Annotated in this window: 23 protein-coding genes and 3 pseudogenes; 17 read left to right on the top strand and 9 right to left on the bottom strand. The window is 72.9% G+C overall.

Annotated elements, in window-relative coordinates:
• Positions 1-21: 21 nt before the first annotated feature.
• The 4 genes and pseudogenes from ACH4PU_RS07765 (at position 22) to ACH4PU_RS07750 (ending at position 4,865) form a co-directional block, all read left to right on the top strand.
• The gene (locus tag ACH4PU_RS07765; protein WP_398267601.1) at positions 22-894 is read left to right on the top strand and encodes an NTP transferase domain-containing protein; all 873 of its coding nucleotides are present in this window, start codon (positions 22-24) and stop codon (positions 892-894) included.
• Positions 895-1,907: 1,013 nt separating this feature from the next.
• Positions 1,908-3,431, top strand: coding sequence for a molybdopterin molybdotransferase MoeA (locus ACH4PU_RS07760; protein WP_398268483.1), 1,524 nt, complete (start codon positions 1,908-1,910; stop codon positions 3,429-3,431).
• 51 nt (positions 3,432-3,482) lie between these two features.
• Positions 3,483-4,109, top strand: a complete 627-nt coding sequence (locus tag ACH4PU_RS07755) for a hypothetical protein (RefSeq protein WP_398267598.1) — start codon at positions 3,483-3,485, stop codon at positions 4,107-4,109.
• A gap of 182 nt (positions 4,110-4,291) precedes the next feature.
• Positions 4,292-4,865, top strand: a pseudogene (locus tag ACH4PU_RS07750) (Uma2 family endonuclease).
• Between the two features lie 12 nt (positions 4,866-4,877).
• Here ACH4PU_RS07750 and ACH4PU_RS07745 read toward each other — a convergent pair.
• Positions 4,878-6,059, bottom strand: coding sequence for a potassium channel family protein (locus tag ACH4PU_RS07745; RefSeq protein WP_398267595.1), 1,182 nt, complete (start codon positions 6,057-6,059; stop codon positions 4,878-4,880).
• Between the two features lie 165 nt (positions 6,060-6,224).
• Here ACH4PU_RS07745 and ACH4PU_RS07740 point away from each other — a divergent pair, with 165 nt between their 5' ends.
• The gene (locus tag ACH4PU_RS07740) at positions 6,225-7,205 is read left to right on the top strand and encodes an NAD(P)H-quinone oxidoreductase (RefSeq protein ID WP_398267592.1); all 981 of its coding nucleotides are present in this window, start codon (positions 6,225-6,227) and stop codon (positions 7,203-7,205) included.
• A 1,020-nt stretch (positions 7,206-8,225) separates the two neighbouring features.
• A complete protein-coding gene (locus ACH4PU_RS07735; RefSeq protein WP_185940311.1) occupies positions 8,226-8,789 on the top strand; it encodes a bacterial proteasome activator family protein in 564 nt (187 codons plus the stop codon).
• Between the two features lie 81 nt (positions 8,790-8,870).
• On the opposite strand, the gene ACH4PU_RS07730 is transcribed toward ACH4PU_RS07735, so the two are convergent.
• Complete coding sequence (locus ACH4PU_RS07730; RefSeq protein ID WP_398267589.1) at positions 8,871-10,601, bottom strand: protein kinase; 1,731 nt, start codon at positions 10,599-10,601, stop codon at positions 8,871-8,873.
• Positions 10,602-10,972: 371 nt separating this feature from the next.
• On the opposite strand from ACH4PU_RS07730, the gene ACH4PU_RS07725 reads away from it, so the two are divergent.
• Entirely contained in the window at positions 10,973-12,676 is a 1,704-nt protein-coding gene (locus ACH4PU_RS07725; RefSeq protein WP_398267586.1) for a protein kinase, read from the top strand.
• A gap of 53 nt (positions 12,677-12,729) precedes the next feature.
• Here ACH4PU_RS07725 and ACH4PU_RS07720 read toward each other — a convergent pair.
• From ACH4PU_RS07720 to ACH4PU_RS07705, 4 genes and pseudogenes are all read right to left on the bottom strand, one after another.
• Positions 12,730-13,296, bottom strand: a pseudogene (locus ACH4PU_RS07720) (phosphotransferase); the annotation flags it as partial.
• 459 nt (positions 13,297-13,755) lie between these two features.
• Positions 13,756-14,211, bottom strand: a pseudogene (locus tag ACH4PU_RS07715) (phosphotransferase); the annotation flags it as partial.
• 15 nt (positions 14,212-14,226) lie between these two features.
• Positions 14,227-14,682 carry a pyridoxamine 5'-phosphate oxidase family protein gene (locus ACH4PU_RS07710; RefSeq protein ID WP_398267583.1) on the bottom strand — a complete coding sequence of 152 codons (456 nt, stop codon included), beginning with the start codon at positions 14,680-14,682 and terminating at the stop codon, positions 14,227-14,229.
• A 123-nt stretch (positions 14,683-14,805) separates the two neighbouring features.
• Positions 14,806-15,465: a response regulator gene (locus tag ACH4PU_RS07705; RefSeq protein ID WP_398267580.1), complete on the bottom strand. Its 660-nt coding sequence runs from the start codon at positions 15,463-15,465 to the stop codon at positions 14,806-14,808.
• Between the two features lie 370 nt (positions 15,466-15,835).
• Here ACH4PU_RS07705 and pdhA point away from each other — a divergent pair, with 370 nt between their 5' ends.
• From pdhA to ACH4PU_RS07675, 6 genes are all read left to right on the top strand, one after another.
• Positions 15,836-16,987, top strand: a complete 1,152-nt coding sequence (gene pdhA / locus ACH4PU_RS07700) for a pyruvate dehydrogenase (acetyl-transferring) E1 component subunit alpha (RefSeq protein ID WP_398267577.1) — start codon at positions 15,836-15,838, stop codon at positions 16,985-16,987.
• A complete protein-coding gene (locus tag ACH4PU_RS07695) occupies positions 16,987-17,967 on the top strand; it encodes an alpha-ketoacid dehydrogenase subunit beta (protein WP_398267574.1) in 981 nt (326 codons plus the stop codon). Before pdhA ends, ACH4PU_RS07695 begins: the two co-directional genes overlap by 1 nt.
• A gap of 21 nt (positions 17,968-17,988) precedes the next feature.
• Positions 17,989-19,473 (top strand): dihydrolipoamide acetyltransferase family protein, encoded by a 1,485-nt coding sequence (locus tag ACH4PU_RS07690; protein ID WP_398267571.1) that lies wholly within the window; start codon positions 17,989-17,991, stop codon positions 19,471-19,473.
• Positions 19,474-19,746: 273 nt separating this feature from the next.
• Positions 19,747-20,577: a helix-turn-helix transcriptional regulator gene (locus ACH4PU_RS07685; protein ID WP_398267569.1), complete on the top strand. Its 831-nt coding sequence runs from the start codon at positions 19,747-19,749 to the stop codon at positions 20,575-20,577.
• A gap of 141 nt (positions 20,578-20,718) precedes the next feature.
• A complete protein-coding gene (locus tag ACH4PU_RS07680) occupies positions 20,719-21,396 on the top strand; it encodes a GntR family transcriptional regulator (protein ID WP_398267566.1) in 678 nt (225 codons plus the stop codon).
• Positions 21,393-22,694 carry a nitrate/nitrite transporter gene (locus tag ACH4PU_RS07675; protein ID WP_398267562.1) on the top strand — a complete coding sequence of 434 codons (1,302 nt, stop codon included), beginning with the start codon at positions 21,393-21,395 and terminating at the stop codon, positions 22,692-22,694. Before ACH4PU_RS07680 ends, ACH4PU_RS07675 begins: the two co-directional genes overlap by 4 nt.
• A 23-nt stretch (positions 22,695-22,717) precedes the next feature.
• Here ACH4PU_RS07675 and ACH4PU_RS07670 read toward each other — a convergent pair whose 3' ends face one another.
• Positions 22,718-23,548: a maleylpyruvate isomerase family mycothiol-dependent enzyme gene (locus tag ACH4PU_RS07670; protein ID WP_398267559.1), complete on the bottom strand. Its 831-nt coding sequence runs from the start codon at positions 23,546-23,548 to the stop codon at positions 22,718-22,720.
• 130 nt (positions 23,549-23,678) lie between these two features.
• Here ACH4PU_RS07670 and ACH4PU_RS07665 point away from each other — a divergent pair, with 130 nt between their 5' ends.
• Entirely contained in the window at positions 23,679-24,458 is a 780-nt protein-coding gene (locus tag ACH4PU_RS07665) for a carbon-nitrogen family hydrolase (RefSeq protein WP_398267556.1), read from the top strand.
• Between the two features lie 21 nt (positions 24,459-24,479).
• Here the strand turns inward: ACH4PU_RS07665 and ACH4PU_RS07660 are convergent, their stop codons facing one another.
• Both ACH4PU_RS07660 and ACH4PU_RS07655 read right to left on the bottom strand, forming a co-directional pair.
• Entirely contained in the window at positions 24,480-24,986 is a 507-nt protein-coding gene (locus tag ACH4PU_RS07660; RefSeq protein ID WP_398267553.1) for an NUDIX hydrolase, read from the bottom strand.
• Positions 24,983-26,089, bottom strand: a complete 1,107-nt coding sequence (locus ACH4PU_RS07655) for a helix-turn-helix domain-containing protein (RefSeq protein ID WP_398267550.1) — start codon at positions 26,087-26,089, stop codon at positions 24,983-24,985. The genes ACH4PU_RS07660 and ACH4PU_RS07655 overlap by 4 nt, the downstream gene beginning before the upstream one ends.
• 219 nt (positions 26,090-26,308) lie before the next feature.
• Between ACH4PU_RS07655 and ACH4PU_RS07650 the strand changes: the two genes are divergently transcribed.
• From ACH4PU_RS07650 to ACH4PU_RS07640, 3 genes are read left to right on the top strand one after another with little or no spacing between them, the layout of a single operon-like run.
• Complete coding sequence (locus ACH4PU_RS07650; RefSeq protein WP_398267547.1) at positions 26,309-26,479, top strand: hypothetical protein; 171 nt, start codon at positions 26,309-26,311, stop codon at positions 26,477-26,479.
• Positions 26,472-26,687, top strand: coding sequence for a hypothetical protein (locus ACH4PU_RS07645; protein WP_398267544.1), 216 nt, complete (start codon positions 26,472-26,474; stop codon positions 26,685-26,687). Before ACH4PU_RS07650 ends, ACH4PU_RS07645 begins: the two co-directional genes overlap by 8 nt.
• A complete protein-coding gene (locus ACH4PU_RS07640; protein ID WP_398267541.1) occupies positions 26,684-26,860 on the top strand; it encodes a hypothetical protein in 177 nt (58 codons plus the stop codon). Before ACH4PU_RS07645 ends, ACH4PU_RS07640 begins: the two co-directional genes overlap by 4 nt.
• The last annotated feature ends 74 nt before the right edge of the window (positions 26,861-26,934 follow it).

Below are 26,934 nucleotides of genomic sequence, written 5' to 3'. Positions count from 1 at the left end.
CGGCGGGCGCATACTGCGGGGGTGACGGACACGGTTTTCGACGCGGTCGTACTCGCCGGAGGGGCCGCCCGGCGGCTGGGCGGGGCGGACAAACCCGGCCTGCGCGTCGGCGGGCGCGCCCTGCTCGACCGCGTGCTCGGCGCGTGCGCCGCCGCCCGTACCACCGTCGTCGTCGGGCCGCGCCGGGCCACGGTCCGGCCGGTCACCTGGGCCCGCGAACAGCCGCCCGGCGGCGGCCCGCTGGCCGCCCTGTCCGCCGGGCTGCGCCACACCTCGGCGGAGGTCGTCCTCGCCCTCTCGGCCGACCTGCCCTTCCTCGACGCCGCGACGGTACGGAACCTGCTGGAGGCGGCCGCGTCGGCCGGCACCGAAGGGGCGCTCCTCGCCGACGCCGACGGGCACGACCAGCCGCTCGTCGCCGCGTACCGCGCGGAACCGGTCCGCCGGGAACTGGCCCTGCTGGCGACCGAGCACGGGACCCTTACGGGACTTCCCGTACGGCTGCTCACCCAGGGGCTGTCCCTGAGACGGCTGCCGCACCACGAAGCGTCGTTCGACTGCGACACCTGGGACGACATCGGCGCGGCCCGCGCCAGGATCAGGGACGATGGGACCGTGCTGGATGAATGGATCGCCGCGGTCAAGGCCGAACTCGGTATGGAACTCGACGTCGACAGAGCGCTCCTGCTCGACCTGGCCCGTGACGCCGCGCACGGCGTGGCCCGCCCCGCCGCCCCCCTGACCACCTTCCTCGTCGGTTATGCCGCCGCGCTGCGCGGCGGCGCCCCCGAAGCGGTCGCCCAGGCCGCCCGTGAGGCCGCCGCCCTGGCGGAACGGTGGGCGGCCGAACAGGACGGCTCCCCGGCCGGCACCCCCGCGGGTCCCCCCTCATGAGGGGCCGGGACCGAGAGGCGGACGCGGCGGCGCTGGACCGCGCCACGGACGAGGCCCTGGCCCTGCTCTCCGGCGAACACGGCGATCAGGAACGGCAGGTGGCGCCGGTCGAGGGCGGGTACCTGCCCTTCGAGGAGCCGGAAGCGGGTGCGGGCGCCCCTGTCGGGGATGTGTTCGATGGCGGTACGAGCGGTGTCGCGCCCGGTGCCAGGGGAGCGGCCGTGCCGGGCGCGCGTGATGCGCGTGTTCCCCCCGGGACTCCCGGGGTCTTCGGGATCTCCGGGGCTCCTGGGGCTTTCGGGGCCCCTGGGGAACGGCCGGGGGCCGGTGAGGCGTTGACGGACGTCTGGCGGTCGATCCGCGAGGTGGCCGGCGCCGACGAGCCGTCCCGCGCCCGGGGCGCCATAGGGGTGGGGGCGTGTCCGGCCGGAAGCACCCCGTCCGGCCCGCCCGGCCGCGAGCCCGACGGCGGGCACCGCGGCGCCGAGGTCCTGACGGACGTGTGGCGGTCGATCCGCGACATGACCGGCGGCACCGGTGATGACGGTCCGCGCTCCGGGCCGGCGTCCGCGCCGGTGCGGAACGGCTCCGGCGGAGCCGGTGAACCGGAACCGGATGCCGACGCGGGCGAGGGGCTGACGGACATCTGGCGGTCCGTGCGGGACGCCGCCGTCTCCGGCGGCTCCCCGCGCGCCGGGGGAGACGACGGGCCGGGACGCCGCCCGGAGGCCCCGGTGGACGCGACGGCGCCCGGGGCCGGGAACGACGGCGAGGGCCCGCGGCGCGGCAGGCGGCGGCAACGTGCCGGCGAGGCCGGCGACCACGAGGAGTTGACCGATGTCTGGCGGTCGGTCTGTGACGTGACCGTCGGCACGGATGACGGGGAACGCCGGCCCGATCACGGTGACGGCAGCGGGACCGTCGGAGGAGAACCGGCCGCTGCCGGGCCGGCCGGGACCCGTCAGGGGCAGGGTGGAACGCGCAAGTCCGCCAAGCACCGTAAGGCGGTGCGGATTTCGCCGTCACCGGCACCCGCCGACGGCACGGGCGCGACCGGGCACAGGAACGGGAACGGGGACGGGGACGGAGCGGATACCGCGAAAGGCAAGGGGAACGCGGCCGGAGCCCGCCCCGCCGACGCAGCCGAGAAGGCCGGCGGAGGCGAGAAGGCGCGCGGAGCCGCGAAGACCGCCGCAGCCGAGAAGGCCGGCGCAGACGCGAAGACCGCCGGAGACGACAAGGCCGGCGGAGACGCGGACGCCGCCCGCGGGACGACGGACGCGAGCGAGCACGAACCCCGTCGGCACCCCCGCCACGGCCGCCCCCTGACAGCGACCCCCCGCCGTCCCCTGCCCTGGGCCACGGCCGGTGGCGTCGCGGCCGGGGCGGCCGAGCCCCTGCCCGCCCTGGCCGCGCCCCTGGCGGACGCGGTCGGCCGGACGCTCGCCGCGCCGCTCACCGCGCTGACGGACCTGCCGTCGTTCGACACCTCGGCGATGGACGGCTGGGCGGTCGCGGGCCCGGGGCCATGGCGCCTGCCGGAGGACGCGGGCCAGGGCATCCTCGCGGGCCACACCGGTGACGAGGCGCTGCGCGACGGACACGCCGTGCCGATCGCGACGGGCGCCCGCATACCGGCCGGTGCCACGGCCGTGCTGCGCACCGAACACGGCCGGACGAGCGGCGACGAACTGCACGCCACCCGTCGGACCGCCCAGGGCCAGGACATCCGCCCGCGCGGCCAGGAATGCCGCCGCGACGACGAACTCCTGCCCGCGGGCACGCTGATCACCCCGGCCGTCCTCGGCCTGGCCGCCGCCGCGGGCCACGACGAGCTGCCCGTGACCGCCCGGCCGCGCGTGCTGATCGTCGTCCTCGGGGACGAACTCGTCCACGAGGGGCTGCCGGAGGACGGCCGCATCAGGGACGCGCTCGGGCCGATGCTCGCCCCCTGGCTGCGTTCCCTGGGGGCCGAGGCGGTCGGCACCGTGCGCCTGGGCGACGACGCCGACGCGCTGCACGACGCGCTCGCCGCGACCGACGCCGACCTGGTGATCACCACCGGCGGTACGGCGTCCGGCCCGCGCGACCACCTGCACCCCACCCTGCGCCGCCTCGACGCGGAACTGCTGGTCGACGGCGTCGCCGTCCGCCCCGGGCACCCCATGCTGCTCGCCCGCCTCACCCCCGAGCGGCATCTCGTCGGCCTGCCCGGCAACCCGCTGGCGGCGGTCGCGGGCCTGCTCACCCTCGCCGAACCCCTGCTCCGCGGCCTCTCCGGCCGCGCCGCGCCGTCCCTGCGCCGTGCCGTGCTCACCGGACCCGTACCGAGCCACCCGTCCGACACCCGCCTGGTGCCGGTCGTGCTGCGCGGCGGCGACGGGGCGCGCCCGCTGCGCTTCCACGGCCCGGCGATGCTGCGCGGCCTGGCCGCGGCCGACGCCATCGCGGTGATCCCGCCGGGCGGGAACACGGCGCGGGGCCGGGTGGCCCTCCTGGACCTGCCGTGGACGGCCACCGGCGGCGGCGTCTGCTGACGGCCGGGGGCGCGACGGCCACCCCGGCCGCCCGCCCGCTAGGTTCCGGACATGACCGGCACGATGGACGCCCGCCCGCCCCTCCTCTTCCTCGACGTCGACGGCCCCCTCATCCCCTTCGGCGCGACGAGCCGGCAACTCCCGGGCGGCTACCCGACGTACCGCAGCCCCTGGCTCGCCCCGGGGTCGCCGGGCGACGGGGGCAACCCCCTGATCGCCAGGGTCGACCCCGCCCTCGGACCCCGGCTCGCGGCCCTGCCCTGCGAACTGGTGTGGGCGACGACGTGGATGTCCGACGCCAACGACTGCCTCAGTCCGTGGCTCGGCCTGCCCCCACTTCGCGTCGTGGTCTGGCCCGACCCGATGGACGAGCCCGACGCACTGGACGGGGCCGACGCACTGGACGAGCCTGACGCACCGGAGGAGTCCGGCGCACCGGGCGGGCCCTGGCGGCGAGGCGGCGTCCACTGGAAGACCCGGGCTCTCGTCGAGTGGGCGGACGGGCGCCGGTTCGCCTGGGTCGACGACGAGATCGGCCCCGCCGACGACCGCTGGGTCCGCGCCCACCACCCCGCAGAGGCCCTTCTCCACCGGGTCGATCCCGTAAGGGGCCTCACCGAGGGGGACTTCACCACCCTCGACGCGTGGCTGCGGGGTGCTCACGGGGTGAAGCGTTAGCGGCGGGCCAAGGCGCCTTACCACAGAGCAATCGCGCTATGCAGTTGATTTGTGACTGTGGGTTTCCTCGGTCTGGCGTGCGGCGATAGTCGACCGTCGGAGCGAGAGGAGGCTTGCCCACCGCCGCGATGCCTCACGCGTCACCGCTCGCCGGGGCACCACGGAGGCGAGGAGGCGATTCCATGATCCCCATCCCCGCCGACCGGCCTCAGATGTATGTCGAAGAGTTCGAGCAGCTCGCGCACAACGCTCCTGAGACCGTGCGTCTGGAGTTCATCAAGGGGAAGGTCGGGGTCAAGCCGGTGCCGAACGGTAATCACGGCGAAATCATCAGGTGGCTCCAGAAGCAGTGCATGCAGCACGTCCCGGAAGCCTGGCTCTACCCCGAGCAGGGATTGAAGGTGGAGCAGTACCGCAAGGGCCGGGCCCGGCGGAGTACTGGCGCCTGAGGAGTACTTCCTGGGGCAGGGGGAGTGGGCGGGTCCGGAGGGGGTGCTGATGACGGTGGAGGTGACGTCCGGCGACTCGGACGCGAACGCCCGTGACCGGCTCGACAAACCGGACGGTTACGCCGCCGCGGGCATCCCTGTCTACCTGCTGATCGACCGGGACGACCACCTGGTGTACGTCTTTTCGGAGCCCGAGGGCGGCAAGTACCGGAACGTCGTCAATCAGCCCTTCGGGGGGAAGATCGAACTCCCGGCTCCGGTCGGGTTCGCCCCGGACACGGAGAAGCTCAAGGACTTCGCCGACTGACCCCCTCGCGCGCTACTCGGCCGCCCCCGACGCCTGCCGGATGGTGATCACGCGGTCCGTGAGGCGGAGGGGTGTCGCCTCGGGGTCGGTGAAGTTCAGGAGGCGGTGGCCGCGGACGACGGCGACGACGAGGTCGGCGCAGTCGCGGGGTGACCGGCCCGCCTCCGCCTTGGTGACCGGGCGCTCGGCGACGTCCAGGCCGGTGCCGTAGGTCAGCAGGTCCTCCAGCACCGTGCCGACGTACGGGCTGACCATCGACATGCCGAGCATGCGGCCCGCCGAACTGGAGCTCGTCACCACCGTGTTGGCGCCGCTCTGCCGCAACAGCGGCACGTTCTCGTCCTCGCGGACGGCGACGACGATCGTCGCCCGCTTGTTGAGCTGACGGGCCGTCAGGGTGACGAGGGCGGCGGTGTCGTCCCGTTCCGTGGTGATCACCACGTGGGAGGCGTTCTGGAGTTCGGCGCGGAGCAGGGTGTCGGAGCGGGTGCCGTCGCCGACGACCCCCACGATCCCGTCGCAGGCGGCGGCGTCCACGGCCTTCTTCTGCGGGTCGACGACGACGATCCGGTCCTTCGGGCGGCCCTGGCCGACCAGCGTCTCGATGGTGTGCCGGCCCTTGGTGCCGTAGCCGATGACGACGGTGTGGTCGCGCATCCGGGACCTCCAACGGTGTATGCGGACCTGGTGACGCGTCCGCTCGGTCAGCACTTCCAGCGTGGTGCCGACCAGGATGATCAGGAACAGCACGCGCAGCGGGGTGACGACGAAGATGTTCGTCAGCCGGGCCGCGTCGCTCACCGGCGTGATGTCGCCGTAGCCGGTGGTCGAGAGGGTGACGGTCGCGTAGTACGCGGCGTCGACGAAGCCGACCGGGCCGTCCGCGTTGTCGTGGTAGCCGTCGCGGTCCAGCCACACCACGAGCGTCGTCAGCACCAGCACCATCAGCGCCATCACCAGGCGCCGCAGCACCTGTTGCAAGGGTGCGGTCACCCGCTGGACGGGCAGCACGATGGAGCGGCCCGCCTCCGCGTCCTCGGCCTCGGCGCGGGTGCGGCGCCAGAGCGACTTGAGGAGCAGCCCGCCGCCCCTGTGGTGGTCCGGGACGGCCGGGGGCTCCGGGGAATGGGCGTGGTGGGCGTGGTTGCCGCCGGTCATCCGGTTCCGGGGCGCGGAGGACGAGGGGTTCGGCACCCGTCCATGATCCCTTATGCGGGCTCGGGGGGTCCGTAGCGGCTCTTACGGGTCTCGGAGCGGCCGCTACGGGTCTCGGCGGCCCCTTACGGGTCGCGGGGGCCGCGTCGTCGCTTCCCCTGCGGGTCCCTAGGGGGTTCGACGGGCGGGGAGTAGCCTCGCGCCATGTATGCGATCACCATTCCCGAGCCCGGCGGACCCGACGCCCTGGTCTGGTCCGAGGTACCCGACCCCGTGCCCGGTGAGGGGGAGGTGCTGGTCGAGGTCGCCGCGACGGCCGTCAACCGCGCCGACCTGATGCAGCGGCAGGGGTTCTACGACCCGCCGCCCGGCGCGTCCCCGTACCCCGGACTGGAGTGCTCCGGCCGGATCGCGGCCCTCGGCCCCGGGGTGAGCGGCTGGGCGGTCGGCGACGAGGTCTGCGCGCTGCTCGCCGGCGGCGGGTACGCGGAGAAGGTCGCCGTCCCCGTCGGCCAGCTGCTGCCCGTGCCCGACGGCCTGGACGTCGTGACCGCCGCCGCCCTGCCCGAGGTCACCGCGACCGTCTGGTCGAACGTGTTCATGCTCGCCCACCTGCGGCCCGGCGAGACCCTGCTCGTGCACGGCGGCGGCAGCGGCATCGGCACCATGGCCGTCCAGCTCGCCAAGGCGGTCGGCGCGCGGGTCGCGGTCACCGCCGGAAGCCGGGAGAAGCTGGAGCGCTGCCGCGAGCTCGGCGCCGACATCCTCGTCGACTACCGGGAGCAGGACTTCGTCGAGGAGATGCACAAGGTGACCGGCGGGGCCGGGGCCGACGTCGTCCTCGACATCATGGGCGCCAAGTACCTGGACCGGAACGTGGACGTCCTGGCCGTCAACGGCCGCCTCGTCATCATCGGCCTGCAGGGCGGCCGGAAGGCCGAACTCGACCTCGGCAAGCTGCTGACGAAGCGGGCCGCCGTCATGGCGACCGCCCTCCGCTCCCGGCCGCTCGCCGAGAAGGCGGCCATCATGGCGGCCGTCCGCGAACACGTCTGGCCCCTCGTCTCCGGCGGCCGGGTCCGTCCCGTCGTCGACCGGACGATGCCGCTGCGGGACGCGGCCGGGGCACACCGGATCGTCGAGGACAGCTCCCACGTGGGGAAGGTGCTGCTCACCACGGGCTGAGGGGAGCCCCGGGCCGGTCGGCGCGGGTCCGCGCGGCCCGCGTCGGCGGGCGGCCGGGCCGTCACCCGTCCGGCCGCCCGGCGTGCCCGGGCCGGGCGGGCGTGTGACGGTGGACGGGTGATCGCAGTGATCGCCGGAACGCTCCGGGCCGTGACCGTCCGGCCGGGTACGTCCTGGGTGCCCCGGACGTGCCGGGTGGCCCCGCCGTCCCGGGCGTCCCGGAGGGCCGGGCGCCTGGCCGTCCTGGCCGGCCTGACGCTGACGGCCGCCCTCGCCGGGCCGTTCGATGCGGCGCGGGCCGACGGCGTCCCGCCCCTGCCGTCCCTGTCCCTGGCGCCTCCCACGCCTCTGGCGCGGCCGGCCGTGGCTCCGTCGGCCCCCCTGGCTCCGCCGGCACCTCTGGTGCCACCCGTTCCTCTTGCGCCGCTGCCTTCCCTCCCAGCGCTCTCGTCGCCAGCGCCTCTCCAGCCCCTGGCTTCACCACTGCCCCTGACTCCCCTACTGCCCCTCGCCTCGCCACTACCTCTCACGCCACCCGCACCCCTTGCCGCGCATCCCTCCACCCCTCCCGCCACCGACGCCGGGCGCCTCGCGGGAACCGTCGCGGGTCAGGGGCGCCCGCACCCCGGACGCGCCCCTGGGGGCCCCGAGAACCCTTCCGGGCCGGAGCAGGACCCCTACGGGTCCCCCGCCCCCGACACCGGCGCCGACCCGGAACCCGCCTGGACCCCGGCACAGATCGTCCCGGAACCCCCGGTACGGCCCGCGCCCGCCCGCGCCGGCAGCCGGAACGGCGGGACCGCCCCGGACGAGGAACCCGTGATGCGGGTCCTGCCCCTGGGGACCGGCATGACCCTCACCGGCCTGGGCCTGGGGTTCCTCGCCCTGCGCCTGCGGCGGCGCTGACCGGCGCACGCGCCGGTCCGTCCGGCCGGGCACCACCGCACCGCGCACCCCGGTGGATCAGACGCGTACGGGGGCATCACCAGGGGGAAATCATCTGTGCGAGAGAATGGCGGCATGGATATGCCGAGGAACGAACGGTCGCAGGAGAGCCCGCACATCCTGGTCGTAGGCCCGGATGGCATGGCTCTCGGCAGCACCAGCCCCGGCGGCGGGGCGGGTGACGACGAGTCGCGCGAGGTCCCCGTGACGGAGCAGGTCGAACAGCCCGCGAAGGTCATGCGCATCGGAAGCATGATCAAGCAGTTGCTGGAGGAAGTACGCGCCGCGCCTCTGGACGAGGCGAGCCGGGTCCGGCTCAAGGAGATCCACCACAGCTCCGTCAAGGAGCTGGAAGACGGGCTCGCCCCCGAGCTCGTGGAGGAACTGGAGCGCCTGTCGCTCCCGTTCACCGACGACAACATCCCCACCGAGGCCGAACTCCGCATCGCCCAGGCCCAGCTCGTCGGCTGGCTCGAAGGGCTCTTCCACGGCATCCAGACGGCGCTGTTCGCCCAGCAGATGGCCGCCCGCGCCCAGTTGGAGCAGATGCGCCGCGCCCTCCCGGCCGGCATCGGCGACGACGACGGCGAAGGCGGCGGGCGGGGCCAGCAGGGGGCGCGCTCGGGTCCGTACCTGTAATCGTCAGGGACCTGAAGGCCAAGGGGCGTACGCCGGGGGCCGGTTGCCGTACAGCGGCGGCCGGCCCCCGGCTTTTCGCCGTCAGGAAGCCGGGTCGCCCGTCGAGACCGTGAGGACGATCGTGGTGGTCTTCGGGTCGAAGGGATCACCCTTCTGGGGGTTCTGCATCACGACCGTGCCCTTGCCGAACACGTTCTCGTTCTGCTTGTCCTCGCGGTACTTCCAGCCGGCGTCCTGGAAGCACTTCTTCACCGAGTCGATGTAGACGAAGCTGACGTCCGGCATGCTCGTCTTCGTCTTGTCCAGGAAGCTGGGGCGTGCCTGCGTGCACTTCTCGGTCTCGATGACCTTGGCCTTGTCGCCCTCGACGTGCTTGCTGCCCACACCGCCGCCCCCGGTGCCGCCGCTCGTCGAGCCGTTGGAGCCGCCGGACGAGCCGCCCACCGGGGCCGGGGCTGCGGACTGGGTGACCCGGACGACCGGCTCGTCCGCCTTGGCCGGGCCGTCGTCCTTGTTGTTCTTGAGGGCGACGACGGTGATCACGGCGATGACCGCCAGCGCGGCGACGATGGCCGAGCCGATGATGACCGGCTTGTTGCCCCTGCCACCGCTCCCGTTCCCGCCGCCACCGCCGACGGAGGGCGCGGGCATGCCGCCGGGCGGGGGCGTGTGGGCGCCCTGGTACGGCGGGGGCGTCTGATACGCCGGGGAAGGGGCGGGCGGCTGGCCCGGACCCTGAGGAGCTCCGTAGCCCGCCCCGTACGACCCGTACGGGTTCTGCTGCGGCGGCGCCTGGTACGGCGTCTGGACGGACTGGATGCCCGGGCCGGGCACCGCCTGCTGGTCCACCGGCGGGAAGACCGCCGAGGAGACACCGGCGCCGCTGCCCGGCGCGGGCGCGTTCCCGGAGATCACCGGCGAGCCGGCCGTCCGTGCCGTACCGGCGACCCGCGCGCACTCGTCCCGCATGGCGGCGGCGCTCGGGAAGCGCTCGTTCGGGTTCTTCTTCAGCGCCCGGGCCACCAGGGCGTCCACCGCCGGCGGGATCGAGCGGTTGATCGTGGAGGGCGCGACCGGCTCCTCCTGGACGTGCGCGTACGCGATGGCCAGCGGCGAGTCCGCGTCGAAGGGCAGCCGGCCGGTCAGCAGCTCGAAGAGCATGATGCCGACCGAATACAGGTCGGAGCGCGCGTCCACGCCGCGGCCCAGGGCCTGCTCGGGGGAGAGGTACTGCGGGGTGCCGACGACCATGCCCGTCTGCGTCATCGAGGTGACCCCCGACTGCATGGCGCGGGCGATGCCGAAGTCCATGACCTTGACCACATCACGCTTGGTCATCATCACGTTGCCGGGCTTGATGTCCCGGTGGACCAGGCCCATCTCATGGCTGACCTCGAGCGCCGCCAGCACATCGGCCGTGATCTTCAGCGCCTTGGCCGTCGGCATCGCGCCGTACTGCGCGACGTCCGCGTCGAGGACGGACCGCAGGGGCCGACCCTCGATGTACTCCATGACGATGTACGGCATCGTCGTGCCGTCGAGCGCGTCCTCGCCGGTGTCGAAGACGGAGACGATGTTGGTGTGCGTGAGCTTGGCCACGGCCTGGGCCTCGCGGCGGAACCGCTCCCGGAACGACGACTCCCGGCCGAGTTCCGTGTGGAGGGTCTTGACGGCGACCTGGCGGTCGAGCACGGAGTCGTACGCGAGGTGCACGGAAGCCATGCCGCCCTCGCCGAGCAGGTCGCGCAGCTGGTAGCGGCCGCCGCCGACGGCCCGTCCCGCGTAGCCGCCCTGTGCGCCGTCCTGGCTCATGGTGTTGCTTCCCCCTCGGCGCCGACCGGCGTCGGGTCGGTGACGCGACACCCGGGCCGGGCCCGGCTCATAGGTTGGATCCGGCCGGATCCCATCCGGCCGGACACGTATCCCGGCCAAGTGTGCCGCAGGCCAGGGGCACGTCAAGCCGCGTGCCCGTTCCGTGACCGGATGCGCGACAAGCCGTCACGGAATTTGCCTTGCCCGGGCCGCTGCGGGTTTGATTGCCCGTCCATCCCCGACCGGCGCGCGTCGCGGAACCTGTAGCGTGCCTTATCGGAAGACTGCATTGCTCCGCGTACGGCTCAGCAGCGTGAGCACTGCCCCAAGGCTTGGCCCCCGCGAGCGGCCAGACACGACGGCGAGGACTGATGGCACAGACGCAGAGCGCCCAGGGTCCGTCCGACCCTGACGCCAACGGGGGCGGAATGCCCGATGTGCCGGAAATGTGGGGTAACGGCGGCATGGTCGGCGACGGCCGCTACCGCCTCACCCACCGGCTGGGCCGCGGCGGCATGGCCGAGGTCTTCGCCGCCGAGGACGTGCGCCTCGGCCGCACCGTGGCCGTCAAGCTGCTCCGCGCCGACCTGGCCGAGGACCCGGTCTCCAAGGCCCGCTTCACCCGCGAGGCACAGTCCGTCGCCGGGCTGAACCACCACGCCGTCGTCGCCGTCTACGACTCCGGCGAGGACATCGTCGGCCGCCAGACCGTGCCGTACATCGTCATGGAGCTGGTGGAAGGCCGCACCATCCGCGACCTGTTGCTCAACGCGGAGGCACCGCCGCCCGAGCAGGCGCTGATCATCGTCTCCGGGGTGCTCGACGCGCTGGCCTACAGCCACCAGCACGGCATCGTGCACCGCGACATCAAGCCCGCCAACGTCATCATCACCAACAACGGCGCCGTCAAGGTCATGGACTTCGGCATCGCCCGCGCCCTGCACGGCGCCGCGTCCACCATGACCCAGACCGGCATGGTCATGGGCACCCCGCAGTACCTGTCGCCCGAGCAGGCCCTCGGCAAGACCGTCGACGCCCGCTCCGACCTCTACGCGACCGGCTGCATGCTGTACGAACTGCTGGCGCTGCGCCCGCCGTTCACCGGCGAGACCCCGCTTTCGGTCGTCTACCAACACGTTCAGGACAACCCGGTCCCGCCGTCCCAGGTGCTGGACTCCGTCCCGCCGGAGCTCGACGGGCTCGTCATGCGCTCCCTGGCCAAGGACCCGGACGACCGCTTCCAGAGCGCCGAGGAGATGCGTGGGCTGGTCCAGTACAGCCTCCAGATGCTGCACGAGGCCGGCGGCCACACCGGCTCCTGGGACACCGGCCAGATCCCGGCCGCCGCGGCCACCCAGGTCCTGGGCGGCGTCGGCCTGGGCCAGACCACGGCCATGCAGCGCCCGCAGCACGGCGACACCTCGCCGCAGCGGATCCTGCCCCAGGGCATGGGCGGGTCCGGTGACGACGATTACGAGCCGGGCGGGCACGGGCGGGGCGGCGGGAGCGGCCGCGGCAAGATCATCGCCATCGTCGCGTTGGTGGCGGCGGTGGTGATCGCGGTGGCGGCGTACGCGATGACGGGGAACAAGAGCGAGGGGAAGGGCGAGGACACGGGCCCGACCAAGAAACCAAGCCACTCCGCGTCCCAGACCCCCGAGCCCACCGGTTCCTCCTCGACCCCCAAGCACGAGAAGTCGTCCGAGCCCGACCCCGGGACCGGAACGACGGGCGGCGGTTCCGACGAGAACGACAGCTCCGGCGGCACCGGCGGGACGAGGCACCGGTACACGAAGGCGCCCACCACGGATCCGACCCAGCAACCCTCGGGTGAGCCGACCGGCAACAAGCCGACCGGGGACAACAAACCCGGTACATCCCAGGGCACTTCGCAGGGGACCAGTCAGGGTACGTCCCAGGGCACCTCGCAGGGGACCAGTCAGGGCACCAGTCAAGGCACGTCCCAGGGGACGAGCCAGGGCACCAGCCAGGGCACCTCGCAGGGGACCAGCCAGGGCACCAGCCAGGGCGCGTCCCAGGGGAGCAACACCACAGAGGGCAGCACGACCCCCTGACACCACGAGGCGGGGCCACGGGCCCCGTCTCGTCCCGTATCCAGCGGCCCGCCTCAGTCCGTGAACGCGTCCCGGACGTCCTCGTACGCGCCCGTCCACCACACCGCCAGCGCCGCCGACGCCGGGAAGCCGGGGTCGGCGCGGTGGTCGCCGAGCTGGTAGCGCCAGCGGAGCATCCAGAAGTCGTTGAGGCGCTCCCACCACACGCGGTGCACGGCCGCCGCGAGCTCCTCCGGGCCGGCGCCGGTGGTGCGGCGGTAGGCGCGGGCGTACGGGCGTATCTTCGCGAAGTCGAGGGTGCCGTCGGGGCGCAGGAAGAAGATCACGGCGGCGCGGACGGCCTCCTCCGCGCGGGGGCGGACGCCGAGGCGGTCCCAGTCGACGATCGCGGCGGGTTCGGCGTCCCGGTACAGCAGGTTGAGCGGGTGGAAGTCGCCGTGCACCCAGCCGCGCGCCGGGGTCGCGGCCGGGGGCGGGCGGCGGTGGGCGTGCCGCTCCAGCAGGGACCGGCGTTCGACGAGGCGGTGCTCGGCGAGTTCGTCGAAGGAGTCGCGGGGGCCCCGGCGGACCAGGACCAGCAGTTCCTCGATGAGCGCGTACGTGTCCTCGGGGTCGGCGGCCACGTCCAGGGTGTCGGCGTTGCCGCGCGGGTCGGGGGCGTGCGCCGCGCCCCTGGGGGCGCCCTGAGGGCCCTCAGGGGCGCTCTCGGGGGCCCGGCACGCCGTCGCCCCGGGAGGCGCGTCCCTGAGGCCCGCCGGGCGCCTTCCCGGGGCGATGAGGAGCCCGCTGCCCGCCGCGGCCCCGACGGTGGCCTCTGCCGAGCCGGGTACGAGGACCGTTCCCGACCCGTAGGGAAGGCCCGCACCGAGCCGGATCCCCGGGCCGCCACCGCGCCGCGCGCTGGTTCCCGCCCGCGTGGCCGTCAGCGTCCCGTTCCGCGCGCCCGCGCCGCCGCCCGCCCCGGCGTACGACGCCACGCCCGCACCCGCGCCCGGCGCCGCGCCGAACCCCGCCGCCCGGACGCCGGCCCCGGTGCCCGCCACCCGGCCGTCCGCACCGGCGGCGGAATCCCACGTTCCGGCACCCCCCGGCCCGGCGACCTCCCGCATCACCGTCTCCAGGCTGACGTGGACGGTGCCGAGCAGCGCGCCCAGACCGCGCGACTGCGCGGTGGTGAGCTCGCCGCCGTCCCGGTGCCGCCCCTCGACCCAGGGGTGCAGCGCGTAGCAGCGGCCGCCCAGGACCGCGACGGTCGATCCGTCCTCCGCCGCCACCGGCGGGGCGACCGGCAGGCCGAGGGCGCCGAGCCGCTGCGTCGCCGCGTGCTGCCGGGCGATGGCGGCCCGGTCGCCGTCGAGGTGGTGCTTGAGGAAGAAGTGGCCCCGGCTGGTGGAGAGGCGGTACCCGTGGTTGAGCAGGCCCTCGGTGAGCGGTTCGCAGGCGAGGGGTTCGCCGGCGTGCCGGTAGCGGCGTAGCAGGGTGCGCAGGGTGCCGCCGTCGGGAGGTGCGACAGGGGGGACAAGTGAGCGCGGCACGCCCCAAATGTTAGTTCACGACGAGTGCGCGGCCTGTCGCGCGGGTACGCCTTCGAGGTGGTGCAGGGTGATGAACTGCGGTTCTATGCACAGGTATTCGGGAAGAAAGGGTGCGTTGTCCGCCGCCCGCGGGGCCGGCCCGAAGCGCAGCAGCTCCGCCGGTCCGGGGGTGAACCGCCGCGCGGTGCCCACGAATTGGACGTGCCAGACGTCCTCGTCGCCCTCCTCCCGCCCGCCGAAGTTGTCGGCGTTGTAGGCGATGACGCTGCCGTCGCAGGCCCGGCTGTAGCCGTAGCCGCCGTGCAGCCGGACCAGCACGCGCCCGTCGGACACGATGTGCCGGGTGGTGATGACGAACGGGAGGGCGCGCAGGGTCACCGAGAGGTGCCCGTAGGGGGCGCGTCCGAGCAGGTCGAGCGCTCGGTGTTCGTCTGTGGCCGGCGGGGCGGCCGGCGGTACCGGTGCAGGCATGCGCCTTACTCTGCACCGTCACGCCCGGTACACGTAGAGCCACCCGCCCCGTCGCGGCCGGGACGTTGGTCCCTAAACGGGCACCCCGTACGGGATCCCCCGGAGCTGTAAAGCCCCCTCCCCTCAGCGCTTCTCCGCCTGCAGACGCGCGACGTAGGCCGCGGCCTGCGAACGCCGTTCCATGCCCAGCTTGGAGAGCAGGCTGGAGACGTAATTCTTGATGGTCTTCTCCGCCAGGTGCAGCCGCTCGCCGATCACGCGGTTCGTCAGCCCCTCCCCGATCAGGTCGAGGATCCGCCGTTCCTGTTCCGTCAGTGAGGCCAGCCGGTCGTCGCCGCGCGGGCTCTTGCCGTCGCGCAGCCGTTCCAGCACCCGCGCGGTCGCCACCGGATCGAGCAGCGACTTCCCGGCCGCCACGTCCCGGACGGCGGAGAGCAGCTCATTGCCGCGAATCGCCTTCAGTACATAACCCGAGGCCCCGGCCATGATCGCGTCGAAAAGCGCCTCGTCGTCGGCGAACGACGTCAGCATGAGGCACTTGATTCCCGCGTCGAGCGAACGAATCTCACGGCAGACCTCGACCCCGCTGCCATCCGGAAGGCGAACGTCCAGAACGGCGACGTCGGGCCGGGTGGCGGGAATGCGCACCAGTGCGTCCGCGGCGGTACCGGCCTCTCCGACGACCTCGATGTCCTCCTCCGTGGAGAGCATCTCGTGAACGCCGCGCCGCACGACTTCGTGGTCGTCGAGCAGAAATACCGTGATTTTTCCTTGTTCGCGCACAGTGTCAGTCTCACACATCGAGTCTTCCCCTGCTCTTGTCCTCCGGGATAACGTGCCGTCGTTCCGGCGGTAACCCTGCCTCGGCGGGGACGGCTCGCAACGCTGTGACCAGTGCTTTGTCGGCCCTTTCTCGATTTACTTGGAAATCCAAGCAAAATCGCAGGTCAGAGAGGGTTTCGCAGGAATGCGGAGTACTGGGTAACGTGCTTATTGCAGGCCATTCGGCGGGACACCTGTCACGCCCGGTTCGGCCTCGGCACACCCACCCCGTGTGCCGTCGGGAAGCGGGCGAGCATCCCCCAGCCCCACGGCGGGGGGACCCCCTACGGCCACCGGCGACCCCGGGGGCCGGACAGACGGAGGAGCACACGTGACCGTGGACAGCACCGCCGCGCGCAAGCCGCGGGGCGGCAAACGCGCCGGAGCGAAGAAGCCGGCCGCCGGGGCGGGCGAGCCGGAGCTCGTACAGCTGCTGACGCCCGAGGGCGAGCGGGTCGAGCACCCGGACTACGCCATCGACGTGACGCCCGAGGAACTGCGCGGCCTCTACCGCGACATGGTGCTGACCCGCCGCTTCGACGCCGAGGCGACCACCCTCCAGCGCCAGGGCGAACTGGGCCTGTGGGCTTCCCTGCTGGGCCAGGAGGCCGCCCAGATCGGCTCCGGCCGGGCCACCCGCGACGACGACTACGTCTTCCCGACCTACCGCGAGCACGGTGTCGCCTGGTGCCGGGGCGTCGACCCGACCAACCTCCTGGGGATGTTCCGCGGCGTCAACAACGGCGGCTGGGACCCCAACGAGAACAACTTCCACCTCTACACGATCGTCATCGGCTCGCAGGCGCTGCACGCCACCGGCTACGCCATGGGCATCACCAAGGACGGCGCCGACTCCGCCGTCGTCGCCTACTTCGGCGACGGCGCGACCAGCCAGGGCGACGTGGCCGAGTCGTTCACCTTCGCCGCCGTCTACAACGCCCCCGTGGTCTTCTTCTGCCAGAACAACCAGTGGGCCATCTCCGAGCCCACCGAGAAGCAGACCCGCGTGCCCCTCTACCGCCGCGCCCAGGGCTACGGCTTCCCCGGCGTCCGCGTCGACGGCAACGACGTGCTGGCCTGCCTCGCCGTCACCCGGGCCGCGCTGGAGCGCGCCCGCACCGGCCAGGGCCCCACCTTCGTCGAGGCGTTCACCTACCGCATGGGCGCCCACACCACCTCCGACGACCCCACCCGCTACCGCCGCGACGAGGAGCGGGAGCTGTGGGAGGCCAAGGACCCGATCCTGCGGCTCCGCCGCCACCTGGAGCGCGAGGGCCTGGCCGACGAGGAGTTCTTCGCCGCCCTGGAGGCCGAGAGCGACGCGCTGGCCAAGCGCGTCCGCGAGACCGTGCGCGCCATGCCCGACCCGGACAGCACGGCCATCTTCGAGAACATCTACGCGGACGGCCACGCGCTGGTCGACGAGGAACGCGAACAATTCATCGCCTACCAGGCTTCGTTCGCCGACGAGGAGAGCAAGTAATGGCCACCGAGAAGCTCTCCATCGCCAAGGCGATCAACGCCTCCCTGCGCACCGCCCTGGAGAACGACCCCAAGGTCGTCATCATGGGCGAGGACGTCGGCAAGCTCGGCGGCGTCTTCCGCGTCACCGACGGCCTGCAGAAGGACTTCGGCGAGGAGCGGGTCATCGACACCCCGCTCGCCGAGTCCGGCATCGTCGGTACCGCCATCGGCCTGGCCCTGCGCGGCTACCGGCCGGTCGTGGAGATCCAGTTCGACGGGTTCGTCTTCCCGGCGTACGACCAGATCGTCACCCAGCTGGCCAAGATGCACGCCCGCGCGCTCGGCAAGATCAAGATGCCGGTCGTCGTCCGCATCCCCTACGGCGGTGCCATCGGTGCCGTCGAGCACCACAGCGAGTCCCCGGAGTCGCTGTTCGCGCACGTCGCCGGCCTGAAGATCGTGTCGCCGTCGAACGCCTCCGACGCGTACTGGATGCTCCAGCAGGCCATCCAGAGCGACGACCCGGTGATCTACTTCGAGCCCAAGCGCCGCTACCACGACCGCTCCGAGGTCGACACCGACGCGATCCCCGGCCCGCTGCACACCGCCCGTACGGTGCGCCAGGGCACGGACCTGACGCTCGTCGCCTACGGGCCGATGGTCAAGACCTGTCTGGAGGCGGCCGCGGCCGCCGCCGAGGAGGGCAAGAACCTGGAGGTGCTCGACCTGCGGTCGATCTCCCCGATCGACTTCGACGCCGTCCAGGCGTCCGTGGAGCGCACCCGCCGGCTCGTGGTCGTCCACGAGGCCCCGGTCTTCTTCGGCTCCGGCGCCGAGATCGCGGCCCGGATCACCGAGCGCTGCTTCTACCACCTGGAGGCCCCCGTCCTGCGGGTCGGCGGCTACCACGCCCCCTACCCCCCGTCGCGGCTGGAGGACGAGTACCTTCCGGGACTGGACCGGGTGCTCGACGCCGTAGACCGCGCGCTTGCGTACTGAGGGCTGAGGAGAGTCGTGACGATGACTGCGAGCACAGCGAGCGACCAGCGCTTCCGCGAGTTCAAGATGCCCGACGTGGGCGAGGGCCTCACCGAGGCCGAGATCCTCAAGTGGTACGTGGCGGTGGGGGACACCGTCTCCGACGGCCAGGTGGTCTGCGAGGTCGAGACGGCCAAGGCCGCCGTCGAACTGCCCATCCCCTTCGACGGCGTGGTGCACGAGCTGCGCTTCGAGGAGGGCGTGACGGTCGACGTCGGTACGGCGATCATCTCGGTCGACACCCGGCCCGGTGAGGGGCCGGTGACCCCGGCCGGCGTGATCGACCCGACCACCGCCGGCGCCCCGGCCGAGCCCGCCGCGCACGCCGAGACGGCGGCCGCGCCGGAGGGCGAGGGCCAGGGGCAGGGCCGGCAGGCCGTCCTGGTGGGGTACGGCGCGGCGCCGTCGTCCACCAAGCGGCGGCCGCGCAAGGCCCGGCCCGAGGCGTCGTCGGTCGGCGCGGCGGTCCAGGCGGAGCTGAACGGGCACGCGGCGCCCGTCGTTGTCCCTGAGGCCCCCGCAGCCCCTGCCGTCACCGGCGCCCCCGCCGTCGCGGGGAACGCCCGTCCGCTGGCCAAGCCGCCCGTCCGGAAGCTGGCCAAGGACCTCGGCATCGACCTCGCCGCCGTCAGCCCGACCGGGCCGGACGGCATCGTGACCCGCGAGGACGTGCACGCCGCCCACCAGGCGAGCGTGGTCCCGCCGGTGACGGAGGCGCCCGTCGCCGCCGCTCCGGCCGAGGCCCCGGCCGCCGGCGCGTGGGCCGCCCGGGAGACCCGGATCCCGGTCAAGGGCGTCCGCAAGGCGACCGCGCAGGCGATGGTGGCCAGCGCCTTCACCGCGCCGCACGTCACGGAGTTCGTCACCGTCGACGTCACCCGCACGATGAAGCTCGTCCAGCGGCTGAAGGACGACCCGGACATGGCCGGGCTGCGGGTCAACCCGCTGCTGCTGGTGGCCAAGGCGTTCCTGGTGGCGATCCGCCGCAACCCGGACGTCAACGCCTCCTGGGACGAGGAGAACCAGGAGATCGTCCGCAAGGACTACGTCAACCTGGGCATCGCCGCGGCGACGCCGCGCGGGCTGATCGTGCCCAACATCAAGGAGGCGCAGGCCAAGACGCTCCCCGAGCTGTCGCGGGCGCTCTCCGACCTGGTGAGCACGGCGCGCGAGGGGAAGACCAGCCCGGCGGAGATGTCCGGCGGCACGGTCACCATCACCAACGTCGGCGTGTTCGGGGTGGACACCGGGACGCCCATCCTCAACCCGGGCGAGTCGGCGATCCTGGCGTTCGGCGCGATCAAGCTCCAGCCCTGGGTGCACAAGGGCAAGGTCAAGCCCCGGCACGTGACCACGCTCGCGCTCTCCTTCGACCACCGCCTGGTGGACGGGGAGCTCGGCTCGCGGGTGCTGGCCGACATCGCGGCGGTCCTGGAGCACCCGAAGCGGCTGCTCACCTGGGGCTGACGGGGCCGGCCCCGGGGCGGGCGGCACAGCGTACGTCTTCCGTACCGGGGTGCCGGTTCCGCGCCGCGGGGTGGCTTCCGTCACCGGATACGACGAAGGGCCCGGACGCGTCCATTCCTCACCCCCCTCCGGTGAGGAGCGGACGCCGTCCGGGCCCTCCGTTCTCACGGCAGAGCGGCCTCGAACCATTCCATCGGCAGGGTGGAATGGCCCGTGTGGGGCAATTTACTTAAGATTGACCGACACTTGCAGTGTCGGAATCGGAGGCTCCCCTTGACCGGCGCGAGCGCGGACGGAGGCGTTCCGGATCCCGCGGAGGACGGCGAATCCATCAGCCGCCTGCTCCGCGCTTGGCGGACCCGGGTCGACGCCCGGACCGTCCCCGAGTTGCGCGGCGTCCATCCCCGACCGGGCCGTCTGCTTTCGCAGCGGCACGTCGCCCGGCTCACCGGCGTCAGCGAGGGCTGGTACCGCGCCCTGGAGGCCGGCCGCCGTCAGGACTTCTCCGAGAACTTCCTGCTCCGGGTCGCCGCGGCGCTGCGGCTGAGCGAGGCGGAGACGCTGACGCTCTTCCTCGCCGTCTGCGGCCGGCGCCCGCCCGGCTCCCCGTGCCCGGCCGGTGAACTCCCCCAGGGCGTCCGGAACCTGCTCGTCCAGCAGACGTCGTACCCCGCCTACCTCTCCGACAACGCCTGGAACGTCGTCGCCGCCAACCGCCTGATGGGCGAGTGGTTCCCCTGGGTGCTCCGTCCGGGAGCCAACCTGATGCGGTGGGCCCTGCTGCACCCCGAGGCCCGCGAGCAGATGCTCGACTGGGAGAACAACTGCGCCCGCGCCTACCTCGCCATGCTCCGCGTCGCCGCCAACAGCAACCCGGGCGACGCCGGACTGCGGGCCCTGGTCCGCGAGGTCCTCGACTCCGACGCGGACTGCCGCCGCATCTGGGCCGAGGAACACGACGTCGTCGAGCACCGCGACGGCCACGTCTTCCGCCTCCGGCTGCCGTACCACGACTACGCCGAGATCCGGGTGACCAGCCATGTGCTGCTGCCGATACAGCGCCCGGATCTGCGCTTCGTCTTCATCACACCGCTGCCCGACTGAGGCGTCCGTCCTGCCGGACTGAGGCGTCCGTCCTGCCCGGCCGAGGCGGGGGTGCCGGTGTCGACGCGGTCCGTACCACGCCCCGTCCATATCGCGGACAGCCCCTCATCAAGGCATCTGTCTTGTATCTATGCTGTGTGCATGCCTCCCACCCCCGCTGTGACCCCCGCAGTGGCGTCCGCGGGCCGGCCCGCCGCGGCCGACCGCGTCTACGCCCATGTCAAGGACGGCGTCCTGCACCGGCGGTACGCCGGTGGGACGCTGCTCACGGAGGGCGGTCTCGCGGAGGCCGTAGGCGTCTCCCGGACACCCGTACGGGAGGCGCTGCTGCGGCTGGAGGGCGAGGGACTGCTCAAGCTCTACCCGAAGAAGGGGGCGCTCGTGCTGGCCGTGTCCGCCCAGGAGATCGCGGATGTGGTGGAGACCCGGCTGCTGGTGGAGAAGCACGCGGCGGCCAAGGCCGTACCCGCGCCACCGGCCCTCATCACCCGGTTGGAGGAACTGCTCGCGGACATGCGCCGGCAGGCCGCCGAGGGCGACCTGGCCGCCGTCTCGGTCAGCGACCGCGCCTTCCACGCGGAGATCGTCCGCAGTGCCGGGAACCAGATCCTGTCCCGCCTCTACGACCAGCTGCGCGACCGCCAGCTCCGGATGGGCGTCGCCGCGATGCACGCCCACCCGGACCGCATCGCCAAGAACATCGCCGAACACGCCGAGATCCTGGAGGCCCTGCGGGCCGGCGACGCCCCCGCGGCCATCGCCGTCGTCGACCGGCACGTCAGCTGGGTGCGCACCCTCGCCCAGGGAAACGACCGATGACCGCCCCCTGCCCGGGCCTGCCCGGGGACCCACCGGGCGGCCGGCGGGCGGCGGCGGTCTGGGGCGTCGGGGTCGGCGTCTACTTCGTCGCCATCGTCTTCCGCACCAGCCTCGGCGTGGCCGGGATCGACGCGGCCGAGCGGTTCCACATCAACGCCTCGGCCCTGTCCACGTTCTCCATACTCCAGCTGCTCGTCTACGCGGGCATGCAGATACCCGTCGGCCTGATGGTCGACCGCATGGGCACCAAGAAGGTGCTCGCCCTCGGCGCCGTCCTCTTCACCGCCGGGCAGCTCTGCTTCGCGCTCTCCCACTCCTACGCGATGGCCCTCGCCGCCCGTGCCCTCCTCGGCTGCGGTGACGCGATGACGTTCATCAGCGTCCTGCGGCTCGGCGCCCGCTGGTTCCCCGTCCGGCACGGGCCGATGGTCGCCCAGGTGGCGGCCCTGTTCGGGATGGCCGGCAACCTCGTCTCGACCCTCGTCCTCGCCCCGCTGCTGCACTCCCGCGGCTGGACCGCGACCTTCGGGAGCAGCGCGGCGGCCGGCGTCGTCGTCCTCGTCCTGCTCCTGGTCTTCCTCCGGGACCACCCGGAGGGGTACGCACCGGCCCCCGCCCCGCACCCGGGCGCCGGCTACGTCCGGCAGCAGATCGGCCGCGCCTGGCGGGAGCCCGGCACCCGGCTGGGCATGTGGGCGCACTTCACCACGCAGTTCCCGGCCATCGTCTTCCTGCTGCTGTGGGGCATGCCGTTCCTCGTCGAGGCCGAGGGTCTGAGCCGGGAGACCGCGGGCCGGCTGCTCACCCTCGTCGTCCTGGTGAACATGGCCGTCGGCCTGGTCTACGGCCAGATCGTCGCCCGGCACCACGCCGCCCGGCTGCCGCTCGTCCTCGGCACGATCGGCGCGACCGCGCTCCTCTGGGCGGCCACCCTGGCCTGGCCCGGACCGCACGCGCCCATGTGGCTGCTGATCACCCTCTGCGCGGTCCTCGGCGCCTGCGGCCCGGCCTCCATGATCGGCTTCGACTTCGCCCGGCCCGCCAACCCGCCGGAGCGGCAGGGCACGGCGTCCGGCATCGTCAACATGGGCGGCTTCACCGCGTCCATCACCACCCTGCTGGCCATCGGCGTCATCCTCGACGCGACCGACGACGACTACCGGGCCGCCTTCGCCACCTTCTTCGCCGTCCAGGCGGTGGGCCTGGCCCAGATCCTGCGGCTGCGCGACCGGGTCAGGCGGCGGGAGCGGGAACGGGTGGTGGCGTCACGGGTGGAGACGGTGCACGTACCGGTGTGACGGGTGCGGGACCCGTGAGCGCCTTAGGGCGTCACCGCGAACGCCCGCAGGATCGCCTCCGCCAGCCGGAGATCACCCTCCGCCGAGACCCGGCCGGGCACCCCCTCAGGGCGGACCCGCCCGCAGGCCAGCCGGAGGTACGTCTCCCAGTCCATGGCGAGCGTCACCGCGGGCCCGAGCGACACGCTGGAGTCGAGCGTGCCGCGCCCGTCCGCGTCGACCCGGACGGTCCGCAGGAACTCCACCGGCCCGTGCACGTCCACGGCCACCGCGCTGCCGGGCGGCGCCCCCGCGTCCTTGGCCACCACCTTCGGCAGCCCGGCCAGCAGCACGTCACGGGCGACCAGGGCGCCGGGCGCGTCCAGGTTGCCCGGCACGCCCAGCGCCCGCCGCAGGTCCTGCTCGTGCACCCACACGTCGAAGGCCCGCATGGTCAGCTGGTGTTCGAGCGTCCGCTCCGGCCCCGCGCCCAGCGGCCAGCGCACCGGCGTCCCCGGCGAGCGCGTCTCGTTCCGCAGCTGCCGCGACCGCCGGATGATCGTCAACTCCAGCTCGGACGTCATCTCCAGCGCGGTGTGGCAGCGCCGGACGTCGACCTGCACCTCCACGTACCGCGAGAACTCGTCGGTGACGTGGAACAGGTCCCGGGGCAGCGTGTGGATCGGCCGGGGCTCGCCCAGCATCTCGCTCTCCACCCCGATGACGTGCGAGACGACGTCCCGCACCGACCATCCCGGGCACTCCGTGGGCCGGTTCCAGTCGCCCTCGGCGAGCGGTTTCACCAACTCGTTGATCGCTTCGATGGAATGGGTCCAGGCGTCGATGGCGGGCTGCAGACTGGGGTGGACGGTCACGTGATCCCTCGTGCGGTGCGTGCGTTCGGCGGCATGGTTACGGGGCAAGTGCTGTCTGGGTCTCAGCAGTTAAGTTACGCTGCGCACGGGCAGCACGGCAGAGGTTTCCCGGGCCGAGAGTGGTGGTACTGTGCGCGTCTCCCTGATCCAGCTCGCCGTGGACCCGGCCGAGACGACGGACGCCCGGCGGCAGCGCGCGGCCGGCCTCGTCCGCGCCCAGCGGGGCCGCGACCTGGTGGTCCTGCCCGAACTCTGGACGGTCGGCGCCTTCGCCTTCGACTCCTTCGCCACCGGCTCCGAGCCGCTCAACGGCCCCACGGCGACGGCGATGTCGGCCGCCGCGCGGGACGCCGGGGTCTGGCTGCACGCGGGCTCGATCCTCGAACGGGACCCGGACGGAGCCCTGTTCAACACCTCCCTCCTCTTCGCCCCCGACGGCACGCTCGCCCGCACCTACCGCAAGATCCACCTCTTCGGCTTCGACAAGGGCGAGGCCGTCCTGCTGAGCGCGGGCCACGACATCGTCACCGCCCCCCTCCCGGAGACCGTCCTCGGCCTCGCCACCTGCTACGACCTCCGCTTCCCCGAACTCTTCCGGGCCCTCGTCGACGCCGGCGCCCAGACCCTCGTCGTCCCGGCCGGCTGGCCCGAACGCCGCCGCGCCCACTGGACCCTGCTGGCCCGCGCCCGCGCCGTCGAGGACCAGGCGTACGTCCTGGCCTGCGGCACGGCGGGCACCCACGCGGGCGTACGGCAGGCGGGCCACAGCCTCGTGATCGACCCCTGGGGCGAGGTCCTCGCCGAGGCCGGCCCGGACGAGCAGGTGCTCACGGCCGACCTGGACATGGACCGGGTGGCGACGACGCGCGAGGAGTTCCCGGCGCTGCGGAACCGGGTGCTGGGGCGGTAGCGCGGCCCTCGTCCCGGGTGCCTATCCCAAGTACGGCGCGGAGCGCCTCTCCAGGAAGTGCCGGAGCCGCAGCCGCTGGGTGTGGTGCATGGGAAGCGCGTCCAGCTCGTCCGGCCGCACGAAACGAAGCTCCGTGCTCTCCTCCGAGACCGCCGGTTCCCCACCCGTGATCCGCGCGGTGAAGCAGACGTTGAACTGCCGCCTCACTTCTCCGTCGCCGTACGCGATGACGTGCCGGGGATCGGTGTACGTCCCGACGAGCCCGGTGATCTCCACATCGAACCCGGTCTCCTCCTTGACCTCCCGCACGGCGGCCCCGGGCAGCGAGTCGCCGAGCTCCATGCCGCCGCCCGGAAGCGCCCAGAGGCCGCTGTCGCGGCGCCGCTGCAGCAGGATGCGGCCTTGGCCGTCCGTGACGACCGCGGAGGCGGCTACGACCATGCTGTTCGGCTCCGGCGCGTGCGGATCGTCGTAGTACTCGGTGCGTGTCTCCGGCTGAGTACGGTTTCCCGGTCCGTCGGCCGTCATGCCTTTTCGATCTCCGACATGAGCAGCCGCAGCGTGAGGGAGTGCTTTTCCGGTGGCAGTGCGTTCAGAGCCGTTCGGGCATAGGCGGCTCCGCCGGAGGGATCCCCGGACCGTGCGAGCATGAGCCCCTGGTGCATTTCGAGGTGCGTAGCGAATCGCGGCAGTTCCGCGGGCAGTTCGCGGCGCGCCGATTCCTGGGCCGACATGGCTCCCCGCTCGTCTCCCAGACGGGCCAGGAGAAGGGACAGGAAGACGTTCATACGCCACCAGGGCACGGCGTAATCGCTGGTCTGCTCGTGTGAGCCCGCCTTGTCGAAGATGCGCCGGCCCTGGTCCGCCAAGCGGAGCGTCGTTGCCCGGTCCCCTCGGATCGCTGCCGCGTGCGCTTTTCCCATGACGGCGTTGAGGACACCGAGCGAAGGGCGCCCCGATATCGCGATGGCTTGATCGGCCAGTACGTCGGCGACCCCGAGCGCGGCGCCCTCGTACCCCAGGGCGATGGCGGCGCGCCCCCGTACCCAGATCCGGGATTCGTCATCGCCCGACCGGTCCGCCGCTTCCGCTGCCATGCGGTACCACTGAACCGCCTTGGACCCGTCGGAGCCGGGAAACGTCTTGGCATAGAGCGTCATGAGCCGCGCGGCAACGCCCCACAGCCTCGGTTCGTCCAACTGCTGCTGCACCGAGACCAATGCGCCGGCCACCCGCCGTTGGATATCCGACGCACCCAGACTCATGTAGTCCGTGCCGTAGGCGTCCAGCCGGCTTTCCCACTCTTCGACGGCAGGGCCGCCATGGAGCCTGGCCGCGAACCCGGCGCTCAGCAAATCCGAAGCGACAATCGGCGCTATGGCGGTGGCCGCCGCATCGGAGAGGAACGTACGACGTCTCATTTCGCCCTCGAGCGCTGCTAGGGGAACGTCCAGGACGGCCGACAGGCATCGGAGGTAGAACGCCCCGGGGGACACCTTGGAACGTTCCCAACGGCTGACGTACTCCCGGCCCAACGCCGTTCCGAAGGCGCTGTTGATCTCGTCCGCCAGCCGTCCTTGGGACCAGCCTCGCGCCTCACGCAGGTCTCTGATCAATGCGCCGATGGCCATGGACCCATCCTGCCCTCATGGCTGCCCCCTCGGGGCCCAAGAACCGGTGTTCGAGCCGTACTTGCCCCTATCGATGCCCCTGCGCGCGTAGCGCACGTGGCGAGATCTTGAGAGCCGGAAGCAGGAACCGCGGGCTCGGGTGACGGCCCGGGACGCGGACTACCCGAAGAGGGGGACAGCCATGGCCAGGCCTGGCGTGATCACCCGAGGGGGCGACGCGTGACGCACATGTCATCCGGGGGAGCCCTCGTTCCCAACCCGCACGCTCCGTGCGCCGAGTGCACCCGGATCACCGACCCCCGGCGCGCCGCAGAACGCTCGGGCGACTGGGCCCGCGCGGAGCTGCTGCGCCGGGACAGCCTGAAGCACGTGGAGGCGCACCGTGGCTGACTGGATCCCCCAGCCGCTCGAACTGGTCTTGGACACGGACCGGGACGAGCTCGGCGTGGTGGTCGGCTGGGACTGCGACACCCGGCGGCTCACCCTCCGGCCCGTGGCGGGCGGACGCACGTGGCGCCCGGCGAGGTACCGCCGGGCCGACGCCATGGACCGGCTGCGCGCCCGGGTGATCCAGCAGAACCGGGAGGGGCGCCGATGAGCGACGGAGTCTGCGAAGGGTGCGCCTGGTGGGACGACGTGATCGCCAGGACGGAGCGACGGGCGCGCGACGCCCCGGACCGGTGGGAGCGTGCGCGCCTGGCGAAAGAGCTGGGTAACTACCGGACCAACCGGGAGGACCACCTTCGGATGCCTCACGAGCGGTGGCGCTGATGAAGCCGGGGGCCGACGAGACGTCTACGGCAGCATGGCCGACGACGAGGAGCGCGAAGGGAAGTAGCGCATGA

The sequence above is a fragment of the Streptomyces sp. NPDC021100 genome, from assembly GCF_044333095.1.
In the GTDB taxonomy this organism is placed as follows: Bacteria; Actinomycetota; Actinomycetes; order Streptomycetales; family Streptomycetaceae; genus Streptomyces.
This window is presented reverse-complemented; position numbering and strand designations above follow the sequence as displayed.